Raw genomic sequence first — 23,407 nt, 5'->3', positions numbered from 1 at the left:
TGCTGGCATTGTGCATCGTCATCCACGAGCATGCCGCCGCTCACATCCCATCGCGTCTCTCGCGTTGTGCTTGTCGCCCTTGCTGCAAACCGTTGCGCGTTATACGCCATCACCCGCTCGTGTATGCCGCCGCTCAAGTTGCCTGCTTGCCGTAAACACCGCCGCGCACAGCTCCTCTGCTACTGTTTGCTGTCCAAAATAAGCGTTACCGGGCCCCAGTTCGTGAGCGAGACATCCATCATAGCGCCAAAGACGCCGGTCTGCACCGTTAACCCCTGCGCGCGCAGCGCTTCGTTAAACTGCTCATATAGCGGTTCCGCCTGCTCGGGGCGGGCTGCCGCCATAAAGTTCGGGCGTTTGCCCTTCCGGCAATCGCCGTATAGCGTAAACTGCGACACTGACAAAATTTGGCCGCCAACATCCACAACCGAATGGTTCATTTTGCCCGCTTCATCTTCAAAAATCCGAAGACCGGCCGTTTTATCCGCCATCCAGCGGACATCGGCTTCCGTATCCTCATGCGTAATCCCTACAAGCAGTACAAGGCCAAATTCAATCTCGCCCACGGCCGCGCCGTCCACCGTTACTTTTGCCTGCTTGCTGCGCTGCACCACTACTTTCACGGCTTGTCCCTCCGATTAGCTGTTAATGATCCGCTGCACGGAATAAATGTCCTTCACCCGTTTAATTTTTTCCACAACGGATGACAGATGCTCCACATTGCGAATCATGATCGTCATATGGATCATGACCATTTTATTTTTAACCGAACGGCCAGTAACCGCCGTAATGTTCGTTTTGCTTTCATAAACCGCCTGCAGCACCTCGTTCAGCAAGCCCGAGCGGTCTTGTCCGGCGATTTCGATATCGACGCTGTAGTTCGACTCGATACCTTCGTCCCACGCCACTTCAATGACGCGTTCCGCTTCTTCGCCTTCGACGCCAAACGGAATGTTCGGACAGTCGATACGATGGACGGAAACGCCGCGGCCGCGCGTAATATAGCCGATAATGGCGTCACCCGGCACCGGATTGCAGCAGCGGGCAAAACGGACAAGCAAGTTGTCGACCCCTTTGACCATAATGCCGTTGGTGGGGCGGTTTTTCTTGGAGCCCGGCGATTTGTTTTCTTTCGGTTCGGCCAAATCAATAATATTCGATTTTTCCGCTTCCTTGCGCAGCTTTTCGGTCAGTCTCGTACATACCTGGGCACCCGTCAAACCGCCGAAGCCGATCGCCGACATCATATCTTCTATATCGTTAAACGTAAATTTCGTCGCCACTTCCTGCAGCTTGTCGTCTGTCATCCATACGGACGGCTCTAAACCAAGCTTCCTCAGCTCGCGTTCAATCGACTCGCGGCCTTTGGCGACATTTTCCTCGCGTTTTTCCTTCTTGAACCATTGCCGGATTTTACTGCGCGCATGTGAGGATTGCGCAATTTTAATCCAGTCCTGGCTTGGTCCGTAGGAATGCTTGGATGTCAAAATCTCGATAATATCGCCGGTTTTCAGCTTATGGTCCAGCGGCACGATTCTGCCGTTTACCTTCGCTCCGATAGTGCGGTTGCCAACCTCCGTATGAATGCGGTACGCAAAATCAAGCGGCACCGATCCTGAAGGAAGCTCGATCACTTCCCCGCTTGGCGTAAATACAAATACAAGATCGGAGAAGAAATCCATCTTCAGCGATTCCATGAACTCGGCCGCATTTTGCGTGTCATGCTGCAGCTCCATCAGCTCGCGTACCCAGGACAAGCGGTCTTCAAAATTGCCGTTTGGCGACGAGCTGCCTTCTTTATATACCCAATGCGCCGCGATACCGTACTCCGACGTGCGGTGCATTTCCCAAGTGCGGATCTGCACTTCCGTCGGCTCCCCGTTTGGCCCGATGACCGTTGTATGGAGCGACTGGTACATGTTTGCTTTGGGCATTGCGATATAGTCCTTGAACCGCCCAGGCATCGGTTTCCACAACGTATGGATAATGCCAAGCGTCGCGTAACAGTCCTTAATGTTATCCACGATAATCCGGATCGCAAGCAAGTCGTAAATCTCATTAAACTGCTTGTTTTTGGCATGCATTTTTTTATAAATGCTGTATATATGTTTGGGGCGTCCCGAGATGTCGCCGTCGATGCCCATTTCCGCAAGCTTTTCTTTAATCCGGTCGATAACGTCCTCAATATGCTTCTCGCGTTCCGCCCGCTTCTTTTTCATCAGATTGGCGATCCGGTAATACTGCTGCGGGTTCAAATAGCGGAGCGCAATATCTTCCATCTCCCATTTGATCGCAGAAATACCAAGCCGGTGCGCAATCGGGCAAAAAATTTCCAGCGTTTCATACGCAATCCGGCGCTGCGCTTCCTCCGACTGAAACTTTAACGTGCGCATATTATGAAGCCGGTCGGCCAGCTTAATTAAAATAACGCGAATGTCCTGTGTCATCGCCAAGAACATTTTGCGGTAGTTTTCGTTCTGCTGCTCTTCCTTCGACCGGAATTGGATTTTTTCCAGCTTTGTTAACCCGTCGACCAGCATGGCGCATGTATCGCCAAATTTCGCTTTGACCGTTGCCAGATCAACGGTTGTATCTTCTACGACATCATGCAGCAGCGCAGCAATAATCGACATGACGTCCATCTGCATGTTGACCAATATTTCCGCTACGGCCACAGGATGCAAGATATAAGGCTCACCCGACTTGCGCACTTGGCCGTGATGGGCTTGCTCAGCAAAATCATAGGCTTCCCTGATGCGTAATAAGTCTTGTTCCTTCAGATAGGCAGACGCCTTTTCAATTAACTGCTCTATGCCCATGAAACGTCCCTTTCTTTCGCTTGGCATGATCTATTCAGACAATTCAGCTTTCTATTATTCCTCATATTATGCCTGTTACCATGACATGACGTCAACTGTGGACGGTGTCGAAACTCCGAAATTAACTGCCGGATTTGTCTGGTATTCAGCCAAATGTGATATAAAGAAGCTCCCTCTTCGCATTTGCAGTGAAGAGGGAGCCTTGCAGCACCTTGACGGTGAACTACTCGTATTTCAACAACGAAACAATATCAATGCCTTCCAGCTTGTCACGGCCGGTCAAATAACCAAGCTCAATCAAAAAAGCTGCACCGGCTACTGTACCGCCAAGCTGGCGGACCAATTTAACCGAAGTCGCAATGGTGCCTCCTGTTGCAAGCAGATCATCAGCAATTAGGACGCGTTGCCCCGGTTGGATCGCATCTACATGCATGGTCAAGCTGTCGTTGCCGTATTCCAGGTCGTAGCTCGCTTCAATCGTCTCATAAGGAAGCTTGCCTTTTTTGCGGATCGGCACGAACCCAACGCCAAGCTCGAGCGCAAGCGGCGCGCCGATGACAAAACCGCGTGCTTCCGGACCGGCGATAACATCGATTTCCAAATGCTTGACAAGTTCTTTTAACGCGGCAATGGCCTCTTTATAAGCCGGGCCGTCGTTCAGCAGCGGCGTAATATCTTTAAATTTAATGCCCGGCTGCGGGAAATCCGGAATAACCCGGATATAGTCTTTAAAATTTATACTCAACGTCATTCAATCCCTTCATTCACACCGATAATTTCGTGAACCTACTTATTCTAGCTTGAAACCCCGCTCATGTATACAGTGTCCGTCTGCCGCTTCGCAGCGCGGTATGCTTCGGATGAGCTTAAATCCCGTTTGGCCGGCGAATCAGCTACAACCAGCTCCTGCGCCTCCTCATCCAGCCGGATAAATTCAAGCTCTGTAAACACGTCCAGCATGAGAGCGATCATCTCCGGTGTAAGACGGACGGTTCGCGCTAACGTTTCGGTTAACCCTTCAATCGGAAACCGCTTATGCTGGCGGAGATGCTTATACAGCAGCCCGAACTGCTCTCTTTCCGGAAAAGCAGGGCTTGGCGGGCTTGTCCTTAAATCATGAATTTGCAGCTGCGGCTTGCGCTGGCCGTTCCATTCATTCACTGAAAGCTCGCCTAACAGATCGAGTTCGGTTTGCGAATTTATAAGCGCCGCATGCTCCCCGTACCCGAACCCGATAACATCCAGTGTGCTTGTCCTGCTGCGGACCGTCAGCTTCAAATGTTTGTTGTCCTTGCCGATTGCCCGGCGGTCGCCAATCTTTGCCCGGCGGAATAAAAGCCGCGGGAAGGATTGGCGTTGCCAAACGGCTCCAGCTGGCTAAGCTGGCTGATCGTTTGCAGTGTCGCTTCCTCAACGCCGCATATCAAATCGATGGACGTTTTCGGTATCCAGTCATCCGCCGTCAGCCATCGGTCCGCCAGGCCGCTCATCTGCTGCTCCAAGGCAGGAAGATTGTCGCGATGCAAGCTCATCCCGGCTGCAGCCTGATGGCCGCCGTAATGATCCAGCAGCGCTTCGCATTCCGTAAGTGCGGCATGCAGATCAAAGCCGTCAATCGATCTGGCCGAACCTTTGGCCATGCCGGTATCCGGGTCAATGCCGAAAATAATGGTTGGCTTATAATGGCGCTCTAGCAGCTTGGAGGCGACGATGCCGATAATGCCCACATTCCAGCCTTCGCCGGCGAGCACAATGACGGATGGGACGGGCACGCCTTCCGCTTCCGCATGTGCCGCCTTGGAAGCCCACTGTTCTTCCGCTTCCTTGACGATACCCTCCACCAGCCGCTGCCGCTCTTTATTCAGCAAATCAAGTGCAGAAGCGGTTAATATCGCTTCGTCATAAGAAGGCGATATAAGCAGCTCCACCGCCCTTCTGGCATGATCCAGCCGGCCGGCTGCATTAATGCGCGGTGCAATGCCGAAACCGACCGATGTTGCGGTTACCTGCCCCTGCTCAATGCCGGACACTTCCGCAAGCGCTCTGAATCCGGGTTTTTCCATCGTCTGCAGCAGCGCAAGCCCTTCACGCACAAGAATGCGGTTTTCATCCGTAAGCGGCATTAAGTCGGCAATCGTGCCGAGGCACACAATATCTGCCCACTGCAGCGGCGCTGAGCCTAACAGCGCATGCGCCAGCTTGAACGCTACGCCTACGCCGGCCAAGCCTTTAAACGGATAAGGGCAGTCATGCTGCTTCGGGTTAACAACCGCAACGGCATCCGGAATTCGCTCAGGCGGTTCATGATGGTCGGTGACCACCACATCGAGACCCAACTCTTTTGCATATTCAATCTCCTCGAATGCGCTTATGCCGGTATCTACCGTAACGATCAGCTTGACGCCGTCTTCCGCCGCCAGTTCCAGCGCCTTGCGGTTCAAGCCGTAACCTTCGAGCATACGATGCGGGATATAATAATCATAATCATAACCAAGTTCGCGAAATAAATAGACAAGAAGCGAAGTGCTTGAAACGCCGTCTGCGTCATAATCGCCGTATATCCGGATTTTTTCTCCGGTTTCCCCTGCGCTGTGGATTCGCTCGGCAGCTTCTTTCATTCCTTTTAACAAAAAAGGATCATGCAAATGCTGCGGCCCGGCGAATAAAAAACGTTCAGCGACAGCCGGATCGCTGCAGCCGCGCCTGACGAGCAATCTCGCAACAAGCGGCGACAAACGAAGCGTCTCGGCTAAAAGGCCGGCCTGCTGCTCTTCTTGTTCACTCCAGGGCGTTATGGTCCAGCGCGTTTTTTGTTTGATCACGCTGTGTTCAACCCCTCTCTGCTGCCTAGCTTCTATTGGATCAATGTCGTCATCTGCTCCTGATTTGGATCGTGGTTTGACTTATACGGATAACCAGGATTATAAGCTTCGACATATATGGACACGTCCGTTACATGGGCAAATCGTTTCAGCACAAGCTGCTTCACGCGCTTGCCGATTTCTTGCCCTTCCATCATGGAAATACGCGGATTCACACTGATGACGATATCCGCAACGACATAATGGCCCTGCTCTTTCGCTTTCAGCGATTCCACTGTTACAACACCTTCGATGCGCTGCACCAGCTGCATCATATCCTCGGTATCCTTTGCCGGATATACGGTTTGCGGTTCCGTGCGGACTGCCGAGACAATTAGCCGGTATCCGTTCGCGATCATCATGACTGCAATCACGATGGAAGCCGCCGGATCAAAATAATAAAGCAGCGGCAGCGATGCCGCCTTACCGATTAACGCCCCGCCTGCCCCTGCCAAAACGGCAAGCGATGAATAGAGCCCCGCATGACCCTGCCTGCTGCGGAATAACAGCTGCTTCACCAGCAGTCCGGCCAAAGCCATCACAACCGCGCTCCAATGAGGCGCTTCCTCAATGCCTAACGAAAAATCCCGCAATGCCGAAATACCGATTTCAAGGCCGATCACTAACCAGCACGCGGATAAAACAACAGAAACGATTTCTTCGGCGCGTGTATTGCCGGTGTTTGCGCCTTTGGAATCCGGTTCCCTCGAGCCCGACCGCTCCGAACGCGAGGCGGCAAGCTTGGCGATTGAACCGGAAAGTTCAGCGGCCGAATGAAAAGCGTCGGCCAGCAGCGCTTTACTTCCGGAGAGCCACCCGACAATCCCTTTCAGCAAAGCAAGTAAGGCGCTGCCCCAAAGCCCAGACATGCTCTCAGCTTTAACATCTCGCATTATTGTGCCTCCTAAAGTTTTCCGCGTTAGCGGAAAACTACTTCGTAAGCATAAGCTTGTTTTCCGCGTTAGCGGAAAACTACTTCGTAAGCATAAGCTTGTTTTCCGCGTTAGCGGAAAACTACTTCGTAAGCATAAGCTTGTTTTCCGCGTTAGCAGAAAACTACTCCGTAAGCATAAGCTTGTTTTCCGCGTTAGCGGAAAACTACTTCGTTAGCATAAGCCTTTTATCGAAAATATAAGGTTTTCGCTCGCGCGAAAACCTTATATTAGACACCCAGCTTAACCTGTAGCTTAAGGATTTGTTTTTGGTTTTGCCGCTACTTTTTTCTTTTCCTTGCTTTTCAGAATGAGCCAAAGCGGGCTCGCGATACAAATCGACGAGTATGCGCCGCTGGCCAAACCAAAAATTTTCGCAAGAGCAAACAGCTTAATTGATTCACTGCCGAACAAGAACAACGAAACCGCCACGATCAATACCGCAGCAACGGTATAAATGTTCCGGGCCATCGTCTGCCAGAGGCTGGCGTTAACCATCTCGGACAGCTGTTCTTTCGTTTTATATTTGCCGAAACGAAGATTTTCGCGAATCCGGTCGAAAATAACGATTTTATCGTTAATCGAATAACCGATAGTCGTCAGAACCGCGGCGATAAACGGCAGGTTCACCTCGAAATGGAACAGCGAGAACATCGTAACGACAAAAAACGCATCGTACAAAATGGCAATAATCGCCGCCAGCGAGAAACGCCATTCGAAGCGGATAATCACGTAAAGCATAATCGCCGCGCTGGCGACAACAATCGCGATAATCGCTTTTTTGCCAAGCTCTTGCGCCATATCCGGCGATACGACGTTGACTTCAAAAGAAGCTTTCGCACCAAATTTATCGGTAAATGCTTTCTTCACCACATTCACTTTATCCTGCGGCAGCACCTCGTCAAAACGCACCGATACGCGTTCGTTGTTATTGCCGCCGACGGTTAGCTTCACTTTGTCGTAGCCTGCTTGCTTTAAAAGCTCGATAGACTCTGCTTGAGTAGTCGTTTTTCCTACCGTTATATCCATGTTCGTGCCGGCTTTAAAGTCAACCCCGTAATTCAATTGGAACACGAGGAGCGAAATAATGCCCAGCAGCGTCAAAATCCCGGAAAAGATAAAAAACTTGTTGCTGTGCTTAATAAAATCAAAACGTATTTTGGTATTAAAGTTCACGGATCTCCGACTCCTTCACTCCGTAGTAGGATGGCTTCTTGAACAGATTGCTTCTAATCAGAAGCTGAATAAGAAGACGGGACAAGAAAATGTTCGTTACGATACTCACGAGAATACTGAAGATCATCGTAAGCGCAAAGCCGCGGATCGCGCCGTTGCCGACCCAATAAAGCACGATGCTGGCGATGATGTTCGTAACGTTGGCGTCCATAATGGTACGGAACGAGTTTTTGGAGCCGGCTTTTAAGGAAGAAAGCAGGCTCTTGCCGCTGCGGATTTCTTCTTTAATCCGTTCGTACATAATGATATTGGCGTCAACCGCCATCCCGATCCCGAGCACAAACGCCGCAATGCCCGGAAGCGTTAACGTCGCGTTCATGAGCCAGAATACAAGAATAAGCAGCCAAGTGTAAGTAATAACCGTTATGGCGGCAACGACACCCGGCACACGGAACAAAATAATCAAAAAGACGAGAATAATGGCCGTGCCGATAAGTCCGGCTTCAACCGTTTGGTGCAGGGACTGCTTGCCCAGCTGTGCTCCTACGCTTTGCGTATATTTTTCCGTCAGCTTAAGCGGAAGCGCGCCCATATTGATTTTATCCTTCAAATCGTTGGCTTCATCCAGCGTAAAGCTGCCGGAGATTTGCGCCGTGCCGCCGCTGATTGCACTGTTGACGGACGGATTCGAAATCATCGTATCATCCAAATATATAGCAAGCGTCTTGCCGATCAGCGAACGGGTAACGTCTTCAAACAATTGGGCGTTTTTCAGCTTAATCGTAACAAGCGGATGGCCCAATTGGTCATATTCGACTTTAGCGCCGTTCTCGACGAAGTCCGTTCCTTTCAGCTTGATCGTGCCGTCCGGAGCGCGGAACGTCAAGTTAACCGGCTCGCCGATTACTTTGCGCACTTCGTCTTCATTGGCAACGCCGGCAAGTTTCACGCGAATGCGATTGGTGCCTTCCGTCGTAATTTCCGGTTCGGCAATACCAAGCTTGTCCGCCCTGGCTTCCAGGCTGCGCGCGGTTTCCTTCAGCGATTCCGGAGTTACTTTCTCTCCGCCCTCTAAAGGAGTTGCTTCGTACAAGATCTCGAAGCCGCCTTTCAAATCCAATCCTAGCCTGATGTCCTTGACTAGTGAAGGGCTCGTCCCCGCGACAACGGCAAGCATAATAATTACGATCGCGAGGAAGGCAGCCAGTCTCTTCCAGTTCATATTATCCATAGTCCCCCTTAAGATCTCAATATTCCTATTATACCGATGCTGTAAAAACGAGTCAAAAAAAAAGAAACCCCAATATTACGTAAAAGGGTTTCCTTTAAAAGCGCTCATCGTTAAATAATTCATAAATTTGGTTACTTTTAACGTAAGAATATCGTTTACCACTTCATGAATTGCGGGTATCCCTTTTTTTGTATATTTCTCGCTGACACATTGCCATATTTCTTCCCACGTTACATGCTCATAACCAATGAGCCGGAATTCCTCGGCTTTGCTTTTGCACAGCTCCTTCATGTCCTCGTCCAATCCATCCATCCGATGCCGTGCCCCCTTATCGCCCGCAAGTCATTGTATTCTTTTTATTTCGATGCTGAAAGCCGCATTCCTGCCGGCCGCCGCAGCAACTGGCGAAAATTGTATGACATGATCAGGGACATGCCGCGCATAAAGTGAAGTACAGGCTGTCTGCCGCTCAACAAACCGCAGGCGGCTGGCTACTTTCTATGTAGAGACGAGGGCGTATTTATGACCAAACAATCTTTTCTAAAAGGAGCCATGATCCTGCTTGCAGCGGGCATTATTAACCGTCTGCTCGGATTTGTGCCCCGCATTGCGCTCCCGAGAATTATCGGTGCGGAAGGAGTTGGTATATTTCAGCTCAGCTACCCGTTCCTCTCTGTTCTGCTGACCCTTATTACCGGAGGAATCCCGCTGGCGGTAGCAAAATGGATAGCAGAAGCCGATTCAAAAGGAGATTCGTTCCGGATCAAGCATATTTTCAGAACGGCTATGCTTCTGACGACCTCGATCGCTGCTGTCATGACGATACTGCTGCTGCTTTTTGCACCATGGATTACAACCCACCTGCTCCCTGACAAGCGTGTGCTGAACAGCTTTTTATGCATGGCGCCCATGCTGCTTATTATCGCAGTATCATCTGTCTTCCGCGGGTACTATCAGGGTAAACAAAATATGATTCCGACCGCCTCCTCGCAGGTGGTGGAGACGATATTGCGCATCGCATGCCAGTTAACCTTTGCATATTATTTCCTTCCGATGGGACTGGAATGGGCGGCAGCAGGCTCTATGCTGGGCGTATTGGTTGGTGAAATCGCAGGGCTTGCCGTCATGTTGTTTACATTCGCAGGGGAGAGAAAAAAAGCGGCTGAAGCGAGCCGCAATGAGCCGGCAGCCAAAGGCGAGCCGGTGTTAGGCAAGCTGCTTCAGCTATCGGTGCCGGTTACCGCCAGCCGACTAGTCGGGTCGCTGTCTTATTTGCTGGAATCAATATTTACGGCGCGCAGCCTTGCTGCCGCAGGCATTGCCACCGGCATCGCGACAGCTCAATACGGCGCGCTGCAGGGCATGATTATTCCGCTAGTGCTGCTTCCTACGGCATTAACGTATTCGCTTGCCGTCTCGCTGGTGCCCTCCCTTTCGGAAGCTGCAGCCAAAGGCGACAAGGATACGATCCATAACCAGCTGAATCAGTCGATGAGGCTTGCGCTTATCACCGGCGCTCCATTTGTTGTAGTCATGACGCTGTTTGCCGAGCCGATTTGCCGAATGCTGTACGACCACTCCGATATCGCGCCGCTGCTCGCATGGATGGCTCCGGTCGGCTTGTTTATTTATTTGCAGGCGCCGCTACAAGCCGCCCTTCAAGCTTTGGACAAACCGGGTACGGCGCTAATGAATACCTTTATCGGAGCGGCGGTCAAGCTGTTCCTGATCGTTACGCTCGCATCGGATCCGAATCTGGGCATTAAAGGCGCTTTAATTGCGATCAACGTCAATATTGTCCTTGTAACGCTGCTTCACGCCATTAGTGTGCAGCTGGCAATCGGATTCCGTCTGAAGCTGCTTGATTTTATTAAAATCGGCGCAGCTATGACCATTATGGGCGGTGCAGCCCAATTTACGATGAACCATAATATGCTGCCAAAAGAATGGGGCAATCTGCTTGCCGCTTGTGCAGCAAGCGTTGCCGTGTACCTCATTTTGCTCATATGGATGAGAGTCATTAACCGCTACGATATGCAGCGTCTGCCCGGCATCCGCAGATGGTTCCGTTGATTCATTTGGTTAATGCGATTTCCGGACTGCATCGACAAACAGCTTGCCTTTATAGTCGATGGTGCATAGAAACACATCCTTGAAATCGTGAACCCCTTTTTCTTGCAGCACATTTTTGAGCCAAAATCGCGTTTTTTCAAGCTTTTGCAAATTTTCATCCTGAACCTTGCCATCCATAATAAGCGGAATCGGCAATATTTCAAACCGGTATTTCGAAGGGATTGCAACGTCGCCGCTTTTCCCTTCTTCTTTCTTCTCATCCTGCTTGCCGTCAGCCGAATCCTTTTCGATGACCGACAGCTTACCGGAAGTTTCCAGGATTGCGAACTCCACGTCCGCCACATTTTGAATGTTATTTTCCCGGAGCTGAAGCAGCAGATCATCCAGATTGTAGCGCTGTTTCTTCATTACTTCGCGGTCCAGCTTGCCTTTGGCAATAATAATGCTCGGTTTGCCGTCAAATACTTTGCGGATCGTTCTATTTTTTAAGATCAACAGCGAAATTCCGATCTGTACAACAAGCAAAATGACCATCGGCAATATGCCTTCCCATATCGGGCGTTTCGTGTCTTCGATAATAAACACCGCAATTTCAGCGATCATGACCGAAATAACCAAATCAAATACGGACAGTTTGCCGATTTCCCTTTTGCCCATAAATCGCATGACAAGGAAAACAACCAAATAAATAAGCAGCGTCCGCATAGTCAGGTTCCACAGTTCCAACGGCTAACGCCTCCCTGGCACTTATGTTTCAGTAACAGCTATTCTCACCTGACGATACTTTCACCATGCAAAACCGGCTCCACGAATATATGGCAAAGCCAGCATAACTTCACTGGATTGGTTGTACTATTCGGCCGAGCCCTGCCATATGGATTAATAATACATTTATTTAAGGAGGAATAAGATGAGTTCTTCGGTTAATAACGAACAAGCTCCACGAATGGGCTCGCCCTTCATAAAAGGATTGCTGTACGCGACGATCTGGCTGGCCGTCGGCGCACTTTTGCTTTCGTCATTTCTTCATTACGGCAATATGAAAGAAAGCAGCCTGCCTCTTTATACGATGATTGTGCACGGGTTTTGCTCATTTGCCGGCGGTTTTGTATCGGGGAAACGTTCCGGTAGAAAAGGATGGTATTACGGAGGCCTGCTGGGCATCGTTTATGCGATTATTATTCTGATCATCAGCTTTCTGGCCGCCGATGCGGAACTGTCCGCCAGAAGCTTAACACTCCTTGGCATAGCTTTTGCTGCCGGCGCCTTTGGCGGCATGCTTGGCGTCAATCTCCGATAAGCGCCTCCGCCCTAAAATGGAAACAAAAAAACCTGCTTGCTGGAAGATGGATCATCTTCTTGCGGCAGGTTTTTTGCTTTATTCGGAAGCTGTTGGCGCCGGAGCGCTGCTAACGACAGTACTGATCGCGCTGCGTTCAAACGTAAGCTTCGTTGTATCGTTTACGCGAACAACTGCAGTATCATCCGTCAGTTCTACAATCGTGCCGTGCAGGCCGCCGATCGTCGTAATTTTATCGCCTTTTTTCAATTGGCTTAACAGCGAGTTGCGCTGTTTTTGTTTCTTTTGCTGCGGACGAATAAGCAGAAAATAAAATACCGCAAACATTAAAATAAACGGCCAGATGAGGTTTAAAAAGTTACCGCCGCCACCGCCTGCTGCATCTGCTGCAAACAACATGGTTATCCCCCCTTTCAAAATCCTTTTTCGTTATCAAACAGTCCGTATTGCGCAAAAAACTCATCGCGGAAATCAAGCAGGCGGTCATCCATAATCGCCTGACGGACATTTTTCATCAATTCAACGAGGAAATGCAAGTTATGATACGACGTAAGCCGGATGCCAAACGTCTCATCTGCTTTAATCAAATGGCGAATATAAGCTCTTGAGTAGTTCTGGCATGTATAGCAGGAGCACTTCGGATCAAGCGGGCCAAAATCTTCTGCATACTTGGCGTTGCGGACAACCAGCCGTCCTTCGCTTGTCATCGTTGTTCCGTTGCGTGCGATACGGGTCGGCAGCACACAGTCGAACATATCAACGCCGCGGATAGCGCCTTCAACCAAAGCGTCAGGCGATCCGACACCCATTAAATACCGCGGTTTGTTACTTGGAAGCAGTGGAACCGTATAATCAAGCACCTCATACATAAGAGGTTTAGGCTCGCCCACACTAAGCCCACCAATAGCATAACCCGGGAAATCCATGGAAGTCAAATCAGCTGCGCTTTGTTTGCGCAAGTCTTCGTACATGCCGCCTTGAACGATTGCAAACAAGGCTTGATCTTCAGGACGGGCATGCGCATTCAAGCACCGTTCCGCCCAGCGTGTCGTGCGTTCCAGCGATTGTTTCGCATACGCATGATCGGCCGGATAAGGGGGCATTCATCAAATGCCATCATAATGTCCGAACCAAGCGCGTTTTGAATTTCCATCGCTTTTTCTGGTGAAAGGAACAACTTGTCCCCGTTTAAATGCGAGCGGAAATGAACGCCCTCTTCCGTAATTTTGCGCATATCGCTTAAGCTGAATACTTGGAAACCGCCGCTGTCCGTCAAAATCGGACGATCCCAGTTCATAAACTTATGCAGCCCGCCTGCGCGTTTCACAATATCATGGCCCGGGCGCAAAAACAGATGGTACGTATTGCTCAAAATAATTTGGGCGCCAAGCGCTTTCAGCTCCTCGGGGCTCATCGTTTTTACTGTCGCGAGTGTTCCAACCGGCATAAAGGTTGGCGTCTCGATTACGCCATGCGGCGTATGAACCCGGCCAAGCCTTGCTCCGGATTGCTTGCATACTTTAATTAGTTCGTATTTAACTGCTGCCACTCTTCACGCATCCTTCTTGGATAGTTACGAAAAACAAAACCATCGGTTTCATTTTTTGTTATTCATAAATAAACATTGCATCGCCAAAGCTGAAAAACCGGTATTCGCGCTCGACTGCTTCCGCATAAGCTTTCATAATCGGTTCGCGGCCGGCAAGCGCGCTGACCAGCATCACTAATGTCGATTTGGGCAAATGGAAGTTCGTCAGCAAGCAATCCACAAGCTTAAACGTATATCCCGGGTAAATAAAAATATCCGTCCAGCCGCTTCCTGCTTGTACCTGCCCGTCTTTTGACTGCGAAGCGACCGTCTCCAGCGTGCGGCACGATGTCGTGCCGACGGCTATTACTTTGGAGCCGCGCGCTTTGGCTTCGCGGATCAAGCTGGCATTATGCTCGTTCAGCTCATAATACTCCGAGTGCATAACATGCTCTTCCACCGTTTCAGCAGACATCGGACGGAACGTCCCCAGCCCGACATGAAGCGTAATATAAGCAATAATGACGCCTTTATCCTGCAGTTGCTGCAAATATTCCTTCGTAAAATGAAGCCCTGCGGTAGGCGCAGCGGCCGATCCTTCATGGCGCGCGTATACGGTTTGATACCGCTCCCGCTCTTCCAGCCTTTCTTTAATATAAGGGGGAAGCGGCATTTCGCCAAGCCGGTCCAACAGCTCCGGAAAAATGCCTTCATACATAAACTTAACGGTCCGGCCGCCCATCTCGCCTTCCTCTTCTACAACCGCGCGCAGCAGCGGCGTGCCGTCGCCGCGATCGCCGAAGCCGATTTCGGCTCCGACTTTCAGCCGCTTGGCCGGCTTGGCGAGCGTTTCCCAGCGGTCGCCTTCCAGCTGCTTCAGCAGCAGCAGCTCCGCTCTCGCTCCCGTATCCGTTTTGGCGCCGATCAATCTGGCCGGTATTACTCTTGTATCATTCAGTACAAGCACATCGCCCGGAGCTATATATTGCTCCAGGTCCGTAAATGTGCGGTGTTGGATCTCTCCGGTACGTTTGTTTAACGCAAGCAGTCTGGAAGAAGTGCGTTCAGCCAGCGGAGTTTGGGCAATCAGCCGCTCCGGCAGCTCAAAATCAAATGAATCTACATTCATTGCTTATATCATTCCTTAACGATATTTACGTCTGTATAGTAGTATTGCAAAATGTATTGATAGTCATACCCTTGCTCGGCAAGCCCGTAGGCGCCGTATTGGGACAAACCGATGCCGTGTCCGTTGCCGGTTCCGGTAAAGCGGAAGGCGGTGTCTTTGGTAGCGGTTCTTAGTTGCCCGCTGCCGTTTAACACATACACGTTAGCAGAAGCCAGAGGTTTCGCCGTGCCGTCGGAGCCGATCATATAAAGCGGCGATGCGTTGCCTGTACGAGTTACCGATACGGAACCGGCTCCCCGCAATGCCATTTTAGCTGTTTCGTCCACCGTAAACTTCGTGCTTGGCAGCGAACCCAGGGCGGAACGGAAGCTGTCCGGGGATTTAATCGTAAGCGGCGCGCCGTTTGCCTGCATTGCAAGCACACGACCGGATGCCCCTCTGGAAGTTACCTCCAGCGATGTAATCGAAGAAGGCAGCCCGGTTATGTAATTTTTCATCGTGCCGAGCAGTTCCGACGACGTAAACGGCCCTCTTACCCAATTCATCGTATTGGACTGAACCGTTTTGTCAACCGCTACAACCGTTGAACCCGCAGTAAGGGAAGCAACCGGAGCTGTCGAGTCCTGAAGCGGCAGCTTGCGCACCGTTGCGCCTGAAGAGGTAACCTCCATAATCGGTTTGCCGACCGGATTGACCTCGCCGGTATCGGCAAGCTGGTCTTCGATAACGTAACCCGATGTGCCGTTAGGCAAAGCTACGCGGTACCATTTTTTTAGGCCCTGTTCAGCAATGCTGTCCCAAGGGCTGTTCACGCTTTTTAAATAAGGAACCGCATTGCCCCACACTTCGGACGCATCCGAAGTTTGCCCGCCCCCGTTGGAGGAGAACAGCGCCTCTATCAGCTTCCCTTGATACATCAGCACTTCCCCGGCTGTCGCATCCACAGCAGCCCTTGTCGAATTCGTCTCTGCCCCGATGCCGCCATAAGCCTCGCTTAACACGCTGTCGACCACATGGGCAATCTGGAAGCCAAATCCTTGATACAGGGCGTACGTCCTTGCGGCAACAGCCTGCGCCTTCAGCGCTTCAGCCGGCCAGGAAGCGTACATTTCCGACCCGACTACCGCATACAAATATTGCTCGAAAGGCAGCTCGTTCACGACAGCAAGCCGGTCGTTAAATACGCTGATTTCAAAATCGCCGCGATAAGAGCGGTTGTATCTTTCCACCAGCTGCGTGGCGCCGCCGCCAGCCGGAGAGACCCATACCTTCATATCGTTTGAAGGGAATATGTAAGCATCCACCGGTTCGCTTGCGTTAATGGTCGATGTATAGTCAGCCCGCTTCAGCATATAAAAATCGCCGGCCGCTACCGGCTGCAGGCTGCCTGCAGCCGCTGCTTGCGCCTGTACGGCAGCAAGCCCCGCCTGGTCGGCGGCTGCGCCTACAAGCACCGTGTAGCTTACCGCGCCGGCCGGCTTCTGCACAGCTACATAAGCGTCGACGCCGGCATTGCCAAACGCCTTCGCCGCTGTTTCCGCTGCGACTTCCGAAGCATAACTGCCGCTCTTGAAATGCAGCGGCCCTTGCAGCGCCGGCTTGAAGCCACCATTTTGCTTCAGCAGCTCGGCATCCCCGCTCCAGCGGGCCAGGGCGGTCGTGCCCGCCTCTGCGGTTGTATATACGCCTTCCAGCACCTGATACACAGGCGCGTTATTTTTCCAGCTTGAATAAATAAATCCGGTGCCGGACGCCGCTTTTACCCGTTTGAATGCAGCAACCGCCACGTTAAAATCAGTCGTCTCGGCAACTTTCACTTTATAATCATCATTGCTGAACCGGACTGGCGTGCCGCCTTGCGCAGCAAACCAATTATCCGTGCCGGAAGGCAACCGGACGCCAATGTTCAGCTTGTCCGCCGACTGAAAAGTCGCGGCCGGCGTATTCGCCGTATATTTCCCCGGATAATTTAAAAATAGTGCCACTCGAATGGTATCCAGCTGCGGCACAGCCCCTTGCGAAGGCGTAACGGCAAACATCGCCATCAGAAATACGCCAAGTGTAGTCAGCAGCGATATGCGGCGCACTTTCCGGTTTATGTTCATCTCGTTCCCTCTCTCATTCCGTTATTCGGTTATTCCTGGCCGGGGTATGGCAGCTTCATGTGCCGGTAAGCCGGCTCCGTGCATACCCGTCCCCGCGGCGTACGCTGCAAAAAGCCGATCTGCAGCAAATACGGCTCATAGACATCCTCGATCGTCTGGCTTTCTTCCCCCACTGTAGCTGCAATTGTATCGAGCCCGACGGGACGCCCGGCAAAGGAAGTCATCATCGCATGCAGCATTTTATGGTCGATATGGTCCAGCCCCATCGGGTCCACCTGCAGCAGCTCCATCGCCTGGTTGGCGATTTCATGCGTAATGACGCCGTCCCCGCGCACCTGCGCAAAGTCGCGCACCCGCTTCAGCAGGCGATTGGCGATACGCGGCGTTCCCCGCGATCGCATCGCAATCTCCTCGGCCGCTTCCCCGACGATTGCCATGCCAAGCAAATCCGCCGTACGCGAAACGATGAACGAAAGCTCTTCAATTGTATAGTATTCGAGCCGGCTGACCACGCCGAAGCGGTCTCTTAAAGGCGCAGACAACAGTCCTGCTCGGGTCGTTGCCCCGATTAGTGTAAAACGAGGCAAATCAAGCCGCACCGACCGCGCACTAGGCCCTTTGCCGATCATAATATCAAGCGCATAGTCTTCCATCGCCGGGTACAGCACTTCTTCGACCGCACGGGAAAGCCGGTGAATCTCGTCGATAAACAGCACGTCGCCTTCCTGCAAATTCGTCAGCAGCGCCGCCAAATCGCCCGGCCGTTCAATAGCCGGCCCCGAAGTCGTACGCAAATTAACGCCCAGTTCGTTGGCGATAATGTTCGAGAGCGTCGTTTTGCCAAGGCCGGGAGGGCCGTACAGCAGGACATGATCCAGCGCTTCCTTGCGCATTTTGGCCGCTTCGATATAAATTTTCAAATTTTCCTTCGCTTGCGTCTGGCCTATGTACTCCGACAAGTACCGCGGGCGTAAACTAAGCTCGACCACATGGTCTTCCATCATTAAATTGGCGGAAATAATACGATCCTCCACGATAGACCAACTCCTTTCCGTCAGCCTTTAAACAGCTGTTGCAGCGCCTTCTTCATGAGCGTGTCGACCGACTCGTCGCCGGTTAAGCCGTCCTGCAGCCCGCTCCATGCCTTGTCCAGCTCGGCGGACGTATAGCCAAGCGCCGCAAGCGCCTCGCGCGCCTCCTGCCAAACACCGTTCGCATTCATATCTCCGCTGCTCACGGCAAAATCCTGCAGCAGCCCTGCCGCCGCCAGAATGCCGGCGTCCGAGCCGAGCAATCCCGTCAGCTTGTCCTTCAAATCGAGCACCATGCGCTGCGCCGTTTTTTTGCCGATGCCCGGCAGCTTCGTCAGGAACGTTAAGTTCTCCTGCTGAATGGCTGCAATAATGACATCGGGTTTGCCCCGGCCAACACGCCAAGCGCCACCTTCGGGCCGATGCCCGATACTTCGATCAGCTTGCGGAACAATGTCTGCTCGTCTCTCGTTGGAAAACCGTATAGATGAATTGCGTCTTCTCTTACATTTTGATGAATATAAAACGTAACCGGCTGCCCTGTGTGGGCGGCAAACGCATAAGGGTTCGGCGTAAACACCCGGTAACCGATATCATGGACGTCAACAACAACATAATCCGTTTCCAAATGGGCTACAATGCCTTTTACATAGTCGATCATGGACGCACCTCGTTTATTTTTTGCTTCATCACTACCGAATGCGCATGGCAGATGGCGACGGCGAGTGCGTCCGCGACATCATCGGGCTTCGGAATGGCAGACAGCTTCAGGAACATTTTGACCATTTCCTGCACCTGCCGTTTCTCCGCTTTCCCATAGCCGACAACCGCCTGCTTCACCTGGAGCGGCGTATATTCGGCCACTGGAAGCCCACGCTGCGCAGCAGCCAAAATAATAACCCCGCGCGCTTGACCGACAGAAAAAGCCGTCGTTACATTTCGGTTAAAAAACAGCTTCTCGACCGAAACTTCATCCGGCTTGTATTTATCCATCAGCGCTCCGGCCGATTCATAGACTTGAAGCAGCCGTTTCTCGGGCGGCGTCTTCGCATCTGTTTCAATGGAACCGTATTGCACCGGAACAATTTTAGAACCTATTTTATCAATAAAGCCAAAACCCGCTATGGCGATGCCGGGGTCTATGCCAAGAATGCGCAATACGCCATCTCCTCATCTCTACTAAAAGCCAAGTAAACTCTATTATAGCAAATGTTCTACGCTATGAGAACACGCGTTTGACAGATAAGGCCGCAGGTCCGCCCCATAAAAAAAGAGCGCTGCCCGAATGCACCGGCAGGCTCTTTATGAGGTTTCAATCCGTAGGTTAATACACATTTTTCCGTTTAGGATTGACGGCATAATCGCTGAACGTGGACAACACGCTATTGTATTCGTCCATGTCCGAAATTTTGATGCCGCCAATCAGCTGCTCCAGCTGTTTTTCCGGCAGGCTGCTTTCCATAAAGTTCACATCGAGCTGAAAAAAGGTGCGCATCACTTTCTCTTCCCGGGGCAATCCGTCAAAAAGCGATAAATTTCCGCGCCGGTCGATCCCCATATACAGCTCATTCGTGCACAGCTGGGACAATTCCTCAATATGCTGGGCGAAGATCACTTTATGCCGTTCCCGATCCAGAAAGGCTGTCCAGTCCGGATGCTGCTTCAGCAAAGCGGCAGCCTGCGCCCCTTTCATTTGCCCTATCGGTTTTGTTTCCTCGCCGCATATATAGATCCGGTTGACGATCACCGTTACCGGTTCATCCATCTCCTGCAGCATTTGAACAACTGAAGGAGAAGAAGCTGCCGCTGCCGTTCCGGCATGCAGGGGCGCCAATGCTCCCGCGCAAAAAACAGCCGCTGCGCAGCCTAAGGCAAGCTGCCCTCTTTTGCTTCTTCGCAATCGCCGCTTTAACTGCCTCCAAATGCTTAAACGTATCATATCCAACTTCTCCTTTTGCCCTTTTTGGGATATTGTCCCTCCGATTCATTTGAATATACAAGATTTCACATAAAAAAAAGCATTCGCCGATCCCTGACTGGCAGGCATAGCGAATGCTCTGAAATTAACGGTTAATCCACGGCAAGCTGTTGCGGCTTGCTGATTTTTTGCTGCGCGAACGGGTGCTGGCCGTTTTGGCCTGCGGTTTCTTTTTCCCTTTTTTGTTGTTCACGATCGTTGTTTTGGCTTTAGGCGCTGGCGCCGCTGCAGGTGCAGACGCTGTGGAAGCTTCCGGCGCTTCTTCAGCGCTCCGCGTTCCGCCGCAGCCGCAATCATCGTCTTTTGGAGCAGCGTTTGGCTGGCCCCAGCCCGGGTGACCGCCGTAGCCGTAACCATATCCGGGATGAAAGCCGCTCAGCTCTGGACCGCCGTACGGCGCCGCATGGCCGTATCCGTGCCCATGGTGATGCCCATATCCGCCGCCGTAGCCTCCGGTAAAGACCGTACCGGGCGGGCAATAAATTTCATTCGGCCATTCGGCTTCCGGTCCGGCCGCAATCGGCATCGGATGGTTTGGTCCCATTGCGTTTGGTCCCATCGCATTTGGTTCAAATGCGCCCGGCCAGCCCGCGTTTGGTCCCATTGCGTTTGGTCCCATCGCATTTGGCTCAAATGCACCCGGCCAGCCCGCGTTTGGTCCCATTGCATTGGGTCCCATTGCATTTGGCTCAAATGCGCCCGGCCAGCCCGCGTTTGGTCCCATTGCATTGGGTCCCATTGCATTTGGCTCAAATGCGCCCGGCCAGCCCGCGTTTGGTCCCATTGCGTTTGGTCCCATCGCATTTGGCTCCACTACCCCTGGCCATTCCATGTTCGGTCCCATTGCATTTGGTCCCATCGCATTTGGCTCAAATGCGCCCGGCCAGCCTGCGTTTGGTCCCATTGCGTTTGGTCCCATCGCATTTGGCTCAAATGCGCCCGGCCAGCCTGCGTTTGGTCCCATCGCATTTGGCTCCGCTACCCCTGGCCATTCCATGTTCGGCCCCATTGCATTGGGTCCCATCGCATTTGGCTCAAATGCGCCCGGCCAGCCTGCGTTTGGTCCCATTGCATTGGGTCCCATTGCATTCGGCCACATGCTGTTAGGATCAACCGGCCAAGGATGAACCGGGAAACCAAATCCATGTGGATGGTAAGGATGAGGTTGATTTGGATACCAGCCTCCCGGCGGGTTAGACATACCATTCATTGCTCCTGCTTCAACAGCCGGAATGCCATATTGCTGGAACAAATCAACGTTAGGCGTATGCTCAGCATGAATCGGCGTTTTTTTGTGGTCAACCGGCTTCTCAATCGGCAAATTCGGAACGTTAGGTGTGGGTACGTTAGGAGTTGGAACATTAGGGGTGGGGACGTTTGGTGTAGGTACATTAGCAGGAGCCGTTACATTCGAATTGGCTGGCGGTACCGGTGAAACCGGGTTAGCGCCTTCAGCCGGCAGTTTGCTTGGAATTTCCCAAGGGAAATTGCCTGGCGTGTTGGCATTCGGCATTTGACCCGTAGGTTTTTTGCCGCCTACCCAGCCTTGCATGCCGTGCCATACCGACACCGGATTCAAATGGTGGAACGGAAAGCCATGGCCTTGCGGCGACGGCTGGGCAGGCACCGAAAGCGGACCGATATTGCCTGTTCCTGCTCCCGGAGCAGTTGTACTGCCGCCGCCAACGGAAGGAATTTCGACCGTTTCACCGCTTACTTTCGGAATATTGACGATTTCCCCTGTCAGCAGCACATTCGGATTTTTCAGCTGAGGATTTGCTTTAATCATGTCCGCCAGCGGAACTCCCCACGCCTTGGAAAGCTTCCACAACGTATCCCCTTGCTTCACGACATGCTGGCTCATAATTTCCAACCCGCCCGTATCGGATGTCGACGAAGGGATTTTAATTTTCATTCCTACGTCAATTACGTTAGGATCGGTTATTCCAGGGTTCAGCTTTAAAATTTCTTCCAGCGTCACGTTATACTTTTGCCCTATCGTATACAACGTATCGCCTTTTTTTACAATATGAATCTTCACTCGCTGATAACCTCCCGTCACAAACTTGGCATAACCGTCGGCTGCAATACATCAATCCCTACATCCTATGCACAAATTAGGCAGGTGTCTCCTATTTCACAAAAAAAAATAGCAGAACGCCGTCTCTTTTTTTAGACGCACGTCCTGCTATTTTTACGGATAGATTCAAAATGCCTGTACACCCGTCCGTGGAGTTGCTGCAGCACCCTGACTGTTACAAGCCCGGTTTTGCCCGAACCGATGATCCGGGCGGCCGCCCAGTCCTCGGGCATCAATAACCTTTTGTTCCGGTGAAAAGCACTTTAACCGCCATAAACTGCTTTCCCGCTTACAGCAGTTGTTCATATGCAAAGCTCGGGTAGCTGCCAAGCACTCTGACCTGGCACCCAATTGCTTCGATTTCCGCAATAGCGGAAGGAAGCAGCACCGTATCCATTCCCATTGCAATGTCGAGGTAAAAATAATACGTGCCCAGCTTTTTTTTCGTCGGGCGGGATTCAATCCTCGTCAAATTGATTCTGCGCCATGCAAATGCGGACAATACCTGATGCAGCGCACCCGGGTAATCTTCCGGCGGCGTAATCAGAATGCTCGTTTTCAGCATATCTGAGCTTTTGAACGGAAACGGCTTCGGACCTACAAGCGCAAATCGCGTATAGTTATTGTTATGGTCGGTAATGCTTTCCTGCAAAATCTCAAGCCCGTTGTTGCGGGCAGCCGTTGCCGTGCCGATTGCCGCCCACCCTGCATCCGGGTTGTCCCTTACAATCTTAACGCCTTCGGAAGTGCTTCCAACCGGTTCCCGGTCCGCCTGCGGCAGCTCACCGCGCAAAAACTGAAGGCATTGCGCAATCGCTACCGGATGGCTGAGCACACGGTTAATCCGGCTCAAATCCAGATTGCCGTCCGCATCTGTCAACGCGGCGCGGTGGCCGATCAAATTTTGTATGGACGGGTATACCCATTCCGCCTGAATCGGCAGATCCACTTCATGAACAAGCCAATCCATATGCTGGCTCACGGAGCCTTCGATTGTATTTTCAATCGGAATAATGCCGTAATCGCTTTTGCCGGATACGACCGATAAAAAAACGTCGGCGATAAGCCGGTGGTAATTCCACTGCACATCCAATCCTTTAAACAGCTGTCTTGCCGCCTCATCCGATACGGAACCTGCCGGCAGTAGGGCTACAGATACCATCG

General features: G+C 51.8%; 20 protein-coding genes and 2 pseudogenes. 2 read left to right on the top strand and 20 right to left on the bottom strand.

Annotated elements, in window-relative coordinates; genetic code table 11:
* Positions 1–179: 179 nt before the first annotated feature.
* The 9 genes from dtd to ET464_RS01075 form a co-directional block, all read right to left on the bottom strand.
* Positions 180–623, bottom strand: coding sequence for a D-aminoacyl-tRNA deacylase (gene dtd / locus ET464_RS01115; protein ID WP_129437515.1), 444 nt, complete (start codon positions 621–623; stop codon positions 180–182).
* 15 nt (positions 624–638) lie between these two features.
* Entirely contained in the window at positions 639–2,819 is a 2,181-nt protein-coding gene (locus tag ET464_RS01110; RefSeq protein WP_129443950.1) for a RelA/SpoT family protein, read from the bottom strand.
* A 223-nt stretch (positions 2,820–3,042) separates the two neighbouring features.
* Positions 3,043–3,558 carry an adenine phosphoribosyltransferase gene (locus tag ET464_RS01105; protein WP_129443948.1) on the bottom strand — a complete coding sequence of 172 codons (516 nt, stop codon included), beginning with the start codon at positions 3,556–3,558 and terminating at the stop codon, positions 3,043–3,045.
* Between the two features lie 56 nt (positions 3,559–3,614).
* Entirely contained in the window at positions 3,615–4,118 is a 504-nt protein-coding gene (locus ET464_RS01100; protein ID WP_244226791.1) for a single-stranded-DNA-specific exonuclease C-terminal domain-containing protein, read from the bottom strand.
* Positions 4,094–5,641, bottom strand: a complete 1,548-nt coding sequence (gene recJ, locus ET464_RS01095; RefSeq protein WP_165279860.1) for a single-stranded-DNA-specific exonuclease RecJ — start codon at positions 5,639–5,641, stop codon at positions 4,094–4,096. The genes ET464_RS01100 and recJ overlap by 25 nt, the downstream gene beginning before the upstream one ends.
* 32 nt (positions 5,642–5,673) lie before the next feature.
* Complete coding sequence (locus tag ET464_RS01090) at positions 5,674–6,573, bottom strand: cation diffusion facilitator family transporter (protein ID WP_129437509.1); 900 nt, start codon at positions 6,571–6,573, stop codon at positions 5,674–5,676.
* A 294-nt stretch (positions 6,574–6,867) separates the two neighbouring features.
* Complete coding sequence (secF, locus tag ET464_RS01085) at positions 6,868–7,788, bottom strand: protein translocase subunit SecF (protein WP_129437507.1); 921 nt, start codon at positions 7,786–7,788, stop codon at positions 6,868–6,870.
* Positions 7,778–9,010 carry a protein translocase subunit SecD gene (secD, locus tag ET464_RS01080; protein ID WP_129437505.1) on the bottom strand — a complete coding sequence of 411 codons (1,233 nt, stop codon included), beginning with the start codon at positions 9,008–9,010 and terminating at the stop codon, positions 7,778–7,780. The genes secF and secD overlap by 11 nt, the downstream gene beginning before the upstream one ends.
* An 84-nt stretch (positions 9,011–9,094) precedes the next feature.
* Complete coding sequence (locus tag ET464_RS01075; protein WP_129437503.1) at positions 9,095–9,331, bottom strand: post-transcriptional regulator; 237 nt, start codon at positions 9,329–9,331, stop codon at positions 9,095–9,097.
* Between the two features lie 210 nt (positions 9,332–9,541).
* On the opposite strand from ET464_RS01075, the gene spoVB reads away from it, so the two are divergent.
* Positions 9,542–11,092 carry a stage V sporulation protein B gene (gene spoVB, locus ET464_RS01070; RefSeq protein WP_129437501.1) on the top strand — a complete coding sequence of 517 codons (1,551 nt, stop codon included), beginning with the start codon at positions 9,542–9,544 and terminating at the stop codon, positions 11,090–11,092.
* 9 nt (positions 11,093–11,101) lie between these two features.
* Here spoVB and ET464_RS01065 read toward each other — a convergent pair whose 3' ends face one another.
* Positions 11,102–11,797: a DUF421 domain-containing protein gene (locus tag ET464_RS01065; protein WP_129443946.1), complete on the bottom strand. Its 696-nt coding sequence runs from the start codon at positions 11,795–11,797 to the stop codon at positions 11,102–11,104.
* Positions 11,798–12,002: 205 nt separating this feature from the next.
* Between ET464_RS01065 and ET464_RS01060 the strand changes: the two genes are divergently transcribed.
* Positions 12,003–12,392 carry a TIGR04086 family membrane protein gene (locus ET464_RS01060; protein WP_129437499.1) on the top strand — a complete coding sequence of 130 codons (390 nt, stop codon included), beginning with the start codon at positions 12,003–12,005 and terminating at the stop codon, positions 12,390–12,392.
* Between the two features lie 78 nt (positions 12,393–12,470).
* Here the strand turns inward: ET464_RS01060 and yajC are convergent, their stop codons facing one another.
* The 10 genes and pseudogenes from yajC to pheA all read right to left on the bottom strand — a co-directional run bounded on the left by yajC (position 12,471) and on the right by pheA (position 23,405).
* Positions 12,471–12,791 (bottom strand): preprotein translocase subunit YajC, encoded by a 321-nt coding sequence (yajC, locus tag ET464_RS01055; protein ID WP_129437497.1) that lies wholly within the window; start codon positions 12,789–12,791, stop codon positions 12,471–12,473.
* Positions 12,792–12,805: 14 nt separating this feature from the next.
* Positions 12,806–13,941, bottom strand: a pseudogene (gene tgt / locus ET464_RS01050) (tRNA guanosine(34) transglycosylase Tgt).
* A gap of 58 nt (positions 13,942–13,999) precedes the next feature.
* The gene (gene queA / locus ET464_RS01045; RefSeq protein WP_129437495.1) at positions 14,000–15,049 is read right to left on the bottom strand and encodes a tRNA preQ1(34) S-adenosylmethionine ribosyltransferase-isomerase QueA; all 1,050 of its coding nucleotides are present in this window, start codon (positions 15,047–15,049) and stop codon (positions 14,000–14,002) included.
* Positions 15,050–15,057: 8 nt separating this feature from the next.
* Positions 15,058–17,154 (bottom strand): SpoIID/LytB domain-containing protein, encoded by a 2,097-nt coding sequence (locus ET464_RS01040; RefSeq protein ID WP_129437493.1) that lies wholly within the window; start codon positions 17,152–17,154, stop codon positions 15,058–15,060.
* Between the two features lie 29 nt (positions 17,155–17,183).
* Positions 17,184–18,188: a Holliday junction branch migration DNA helicase RuvB gene (gene ruvB / locus ET464_RS01035; protein ID WP_129437491.1), complete on the bottom strand. Its 1,005-nt coding sequence runs from the start codon at positions 18,186–18,188 to the stop codon at positions 17,184–17,186.
* 20 nt (positions 18,189–18,208) lie between these two features.
* Positions 18,209–18,846, bottom strand: a pseudogene (ruvA, locus tag ET464_RS01030) (Holliday junction branch migration protein RuvA).
* The gene (ruvC, locus tag ET464_RS01025; RefSeq protein WP_129437489.1) at positions 18,843–19,343 is read right to left on the bottom strand and encodes a crossover junction endodeoxyribonuclease RuvC; all 501 of its coding nucleotides are present in this window, start codon (positions 19,341–19,343) and stop codon (positions 18,843–18,845) included. The pseudogene ruvA and the gene ruvC overlap by 4 nt, the downstream one beginning before the upstream one ends.
* A 166-nt stretch (positions 19,344–19,509) precedes the next feature.
* The gene (locus ET464_RS01020; protein WP_129437487.1) at positions 19,510–20,124 is read right to left on the bottom strand and encodes a BofC C-terminal domain-containing protein; all 615 of its coding nucleotides are present in this window, start codon (positions 20,122–20,124) and stop codon (positions 19,510–19,512) included.
* Positions 20,125–20,248: 124 nt separating this feature from the next.
* Positions 20,249–22,204, bottom strand: a complete 1,956-nt coding sequence (locus ET464_RS20495; RefSeq protein WP_279630112.1) for a LysM peptidoglycan-binding domain-containing protein — start codon at positions 22,202–22,204, stop codon at positions 20,249–20,251.
* A 328-nt stretch (positions 22,205–22,532) separates the two neighbouring features.
* Positions 22,533–23,405, bottom strand: coding sequence for a prephenate dehydratase (gene pheA, locus ET464_RS01010; RefSeq protein WP_129437485.1), 873 nt, complete (start codon positions 23,403–23,405; stop codon positions 22,533–22,535).
* Positions 23,406–23,407: the final 2 nt, after the last annotated feature.

The sequence above is a fragment of the Paenibacillus protaetiae genome (assembly GCF_004135365.1).
In the GTDB taxonomy this organism is placed as follows: Bacteria; Bacillota; Bacilli; order Paenibacillales; family Paenibacillaceae; genus Paenibacillus_AP; species Paenibacillus_AP protaetiae.
Note: the sequence above shows the minus strand (reverse complement) of the source record. Positions and strands in the feature narration are given on the sequence as shown.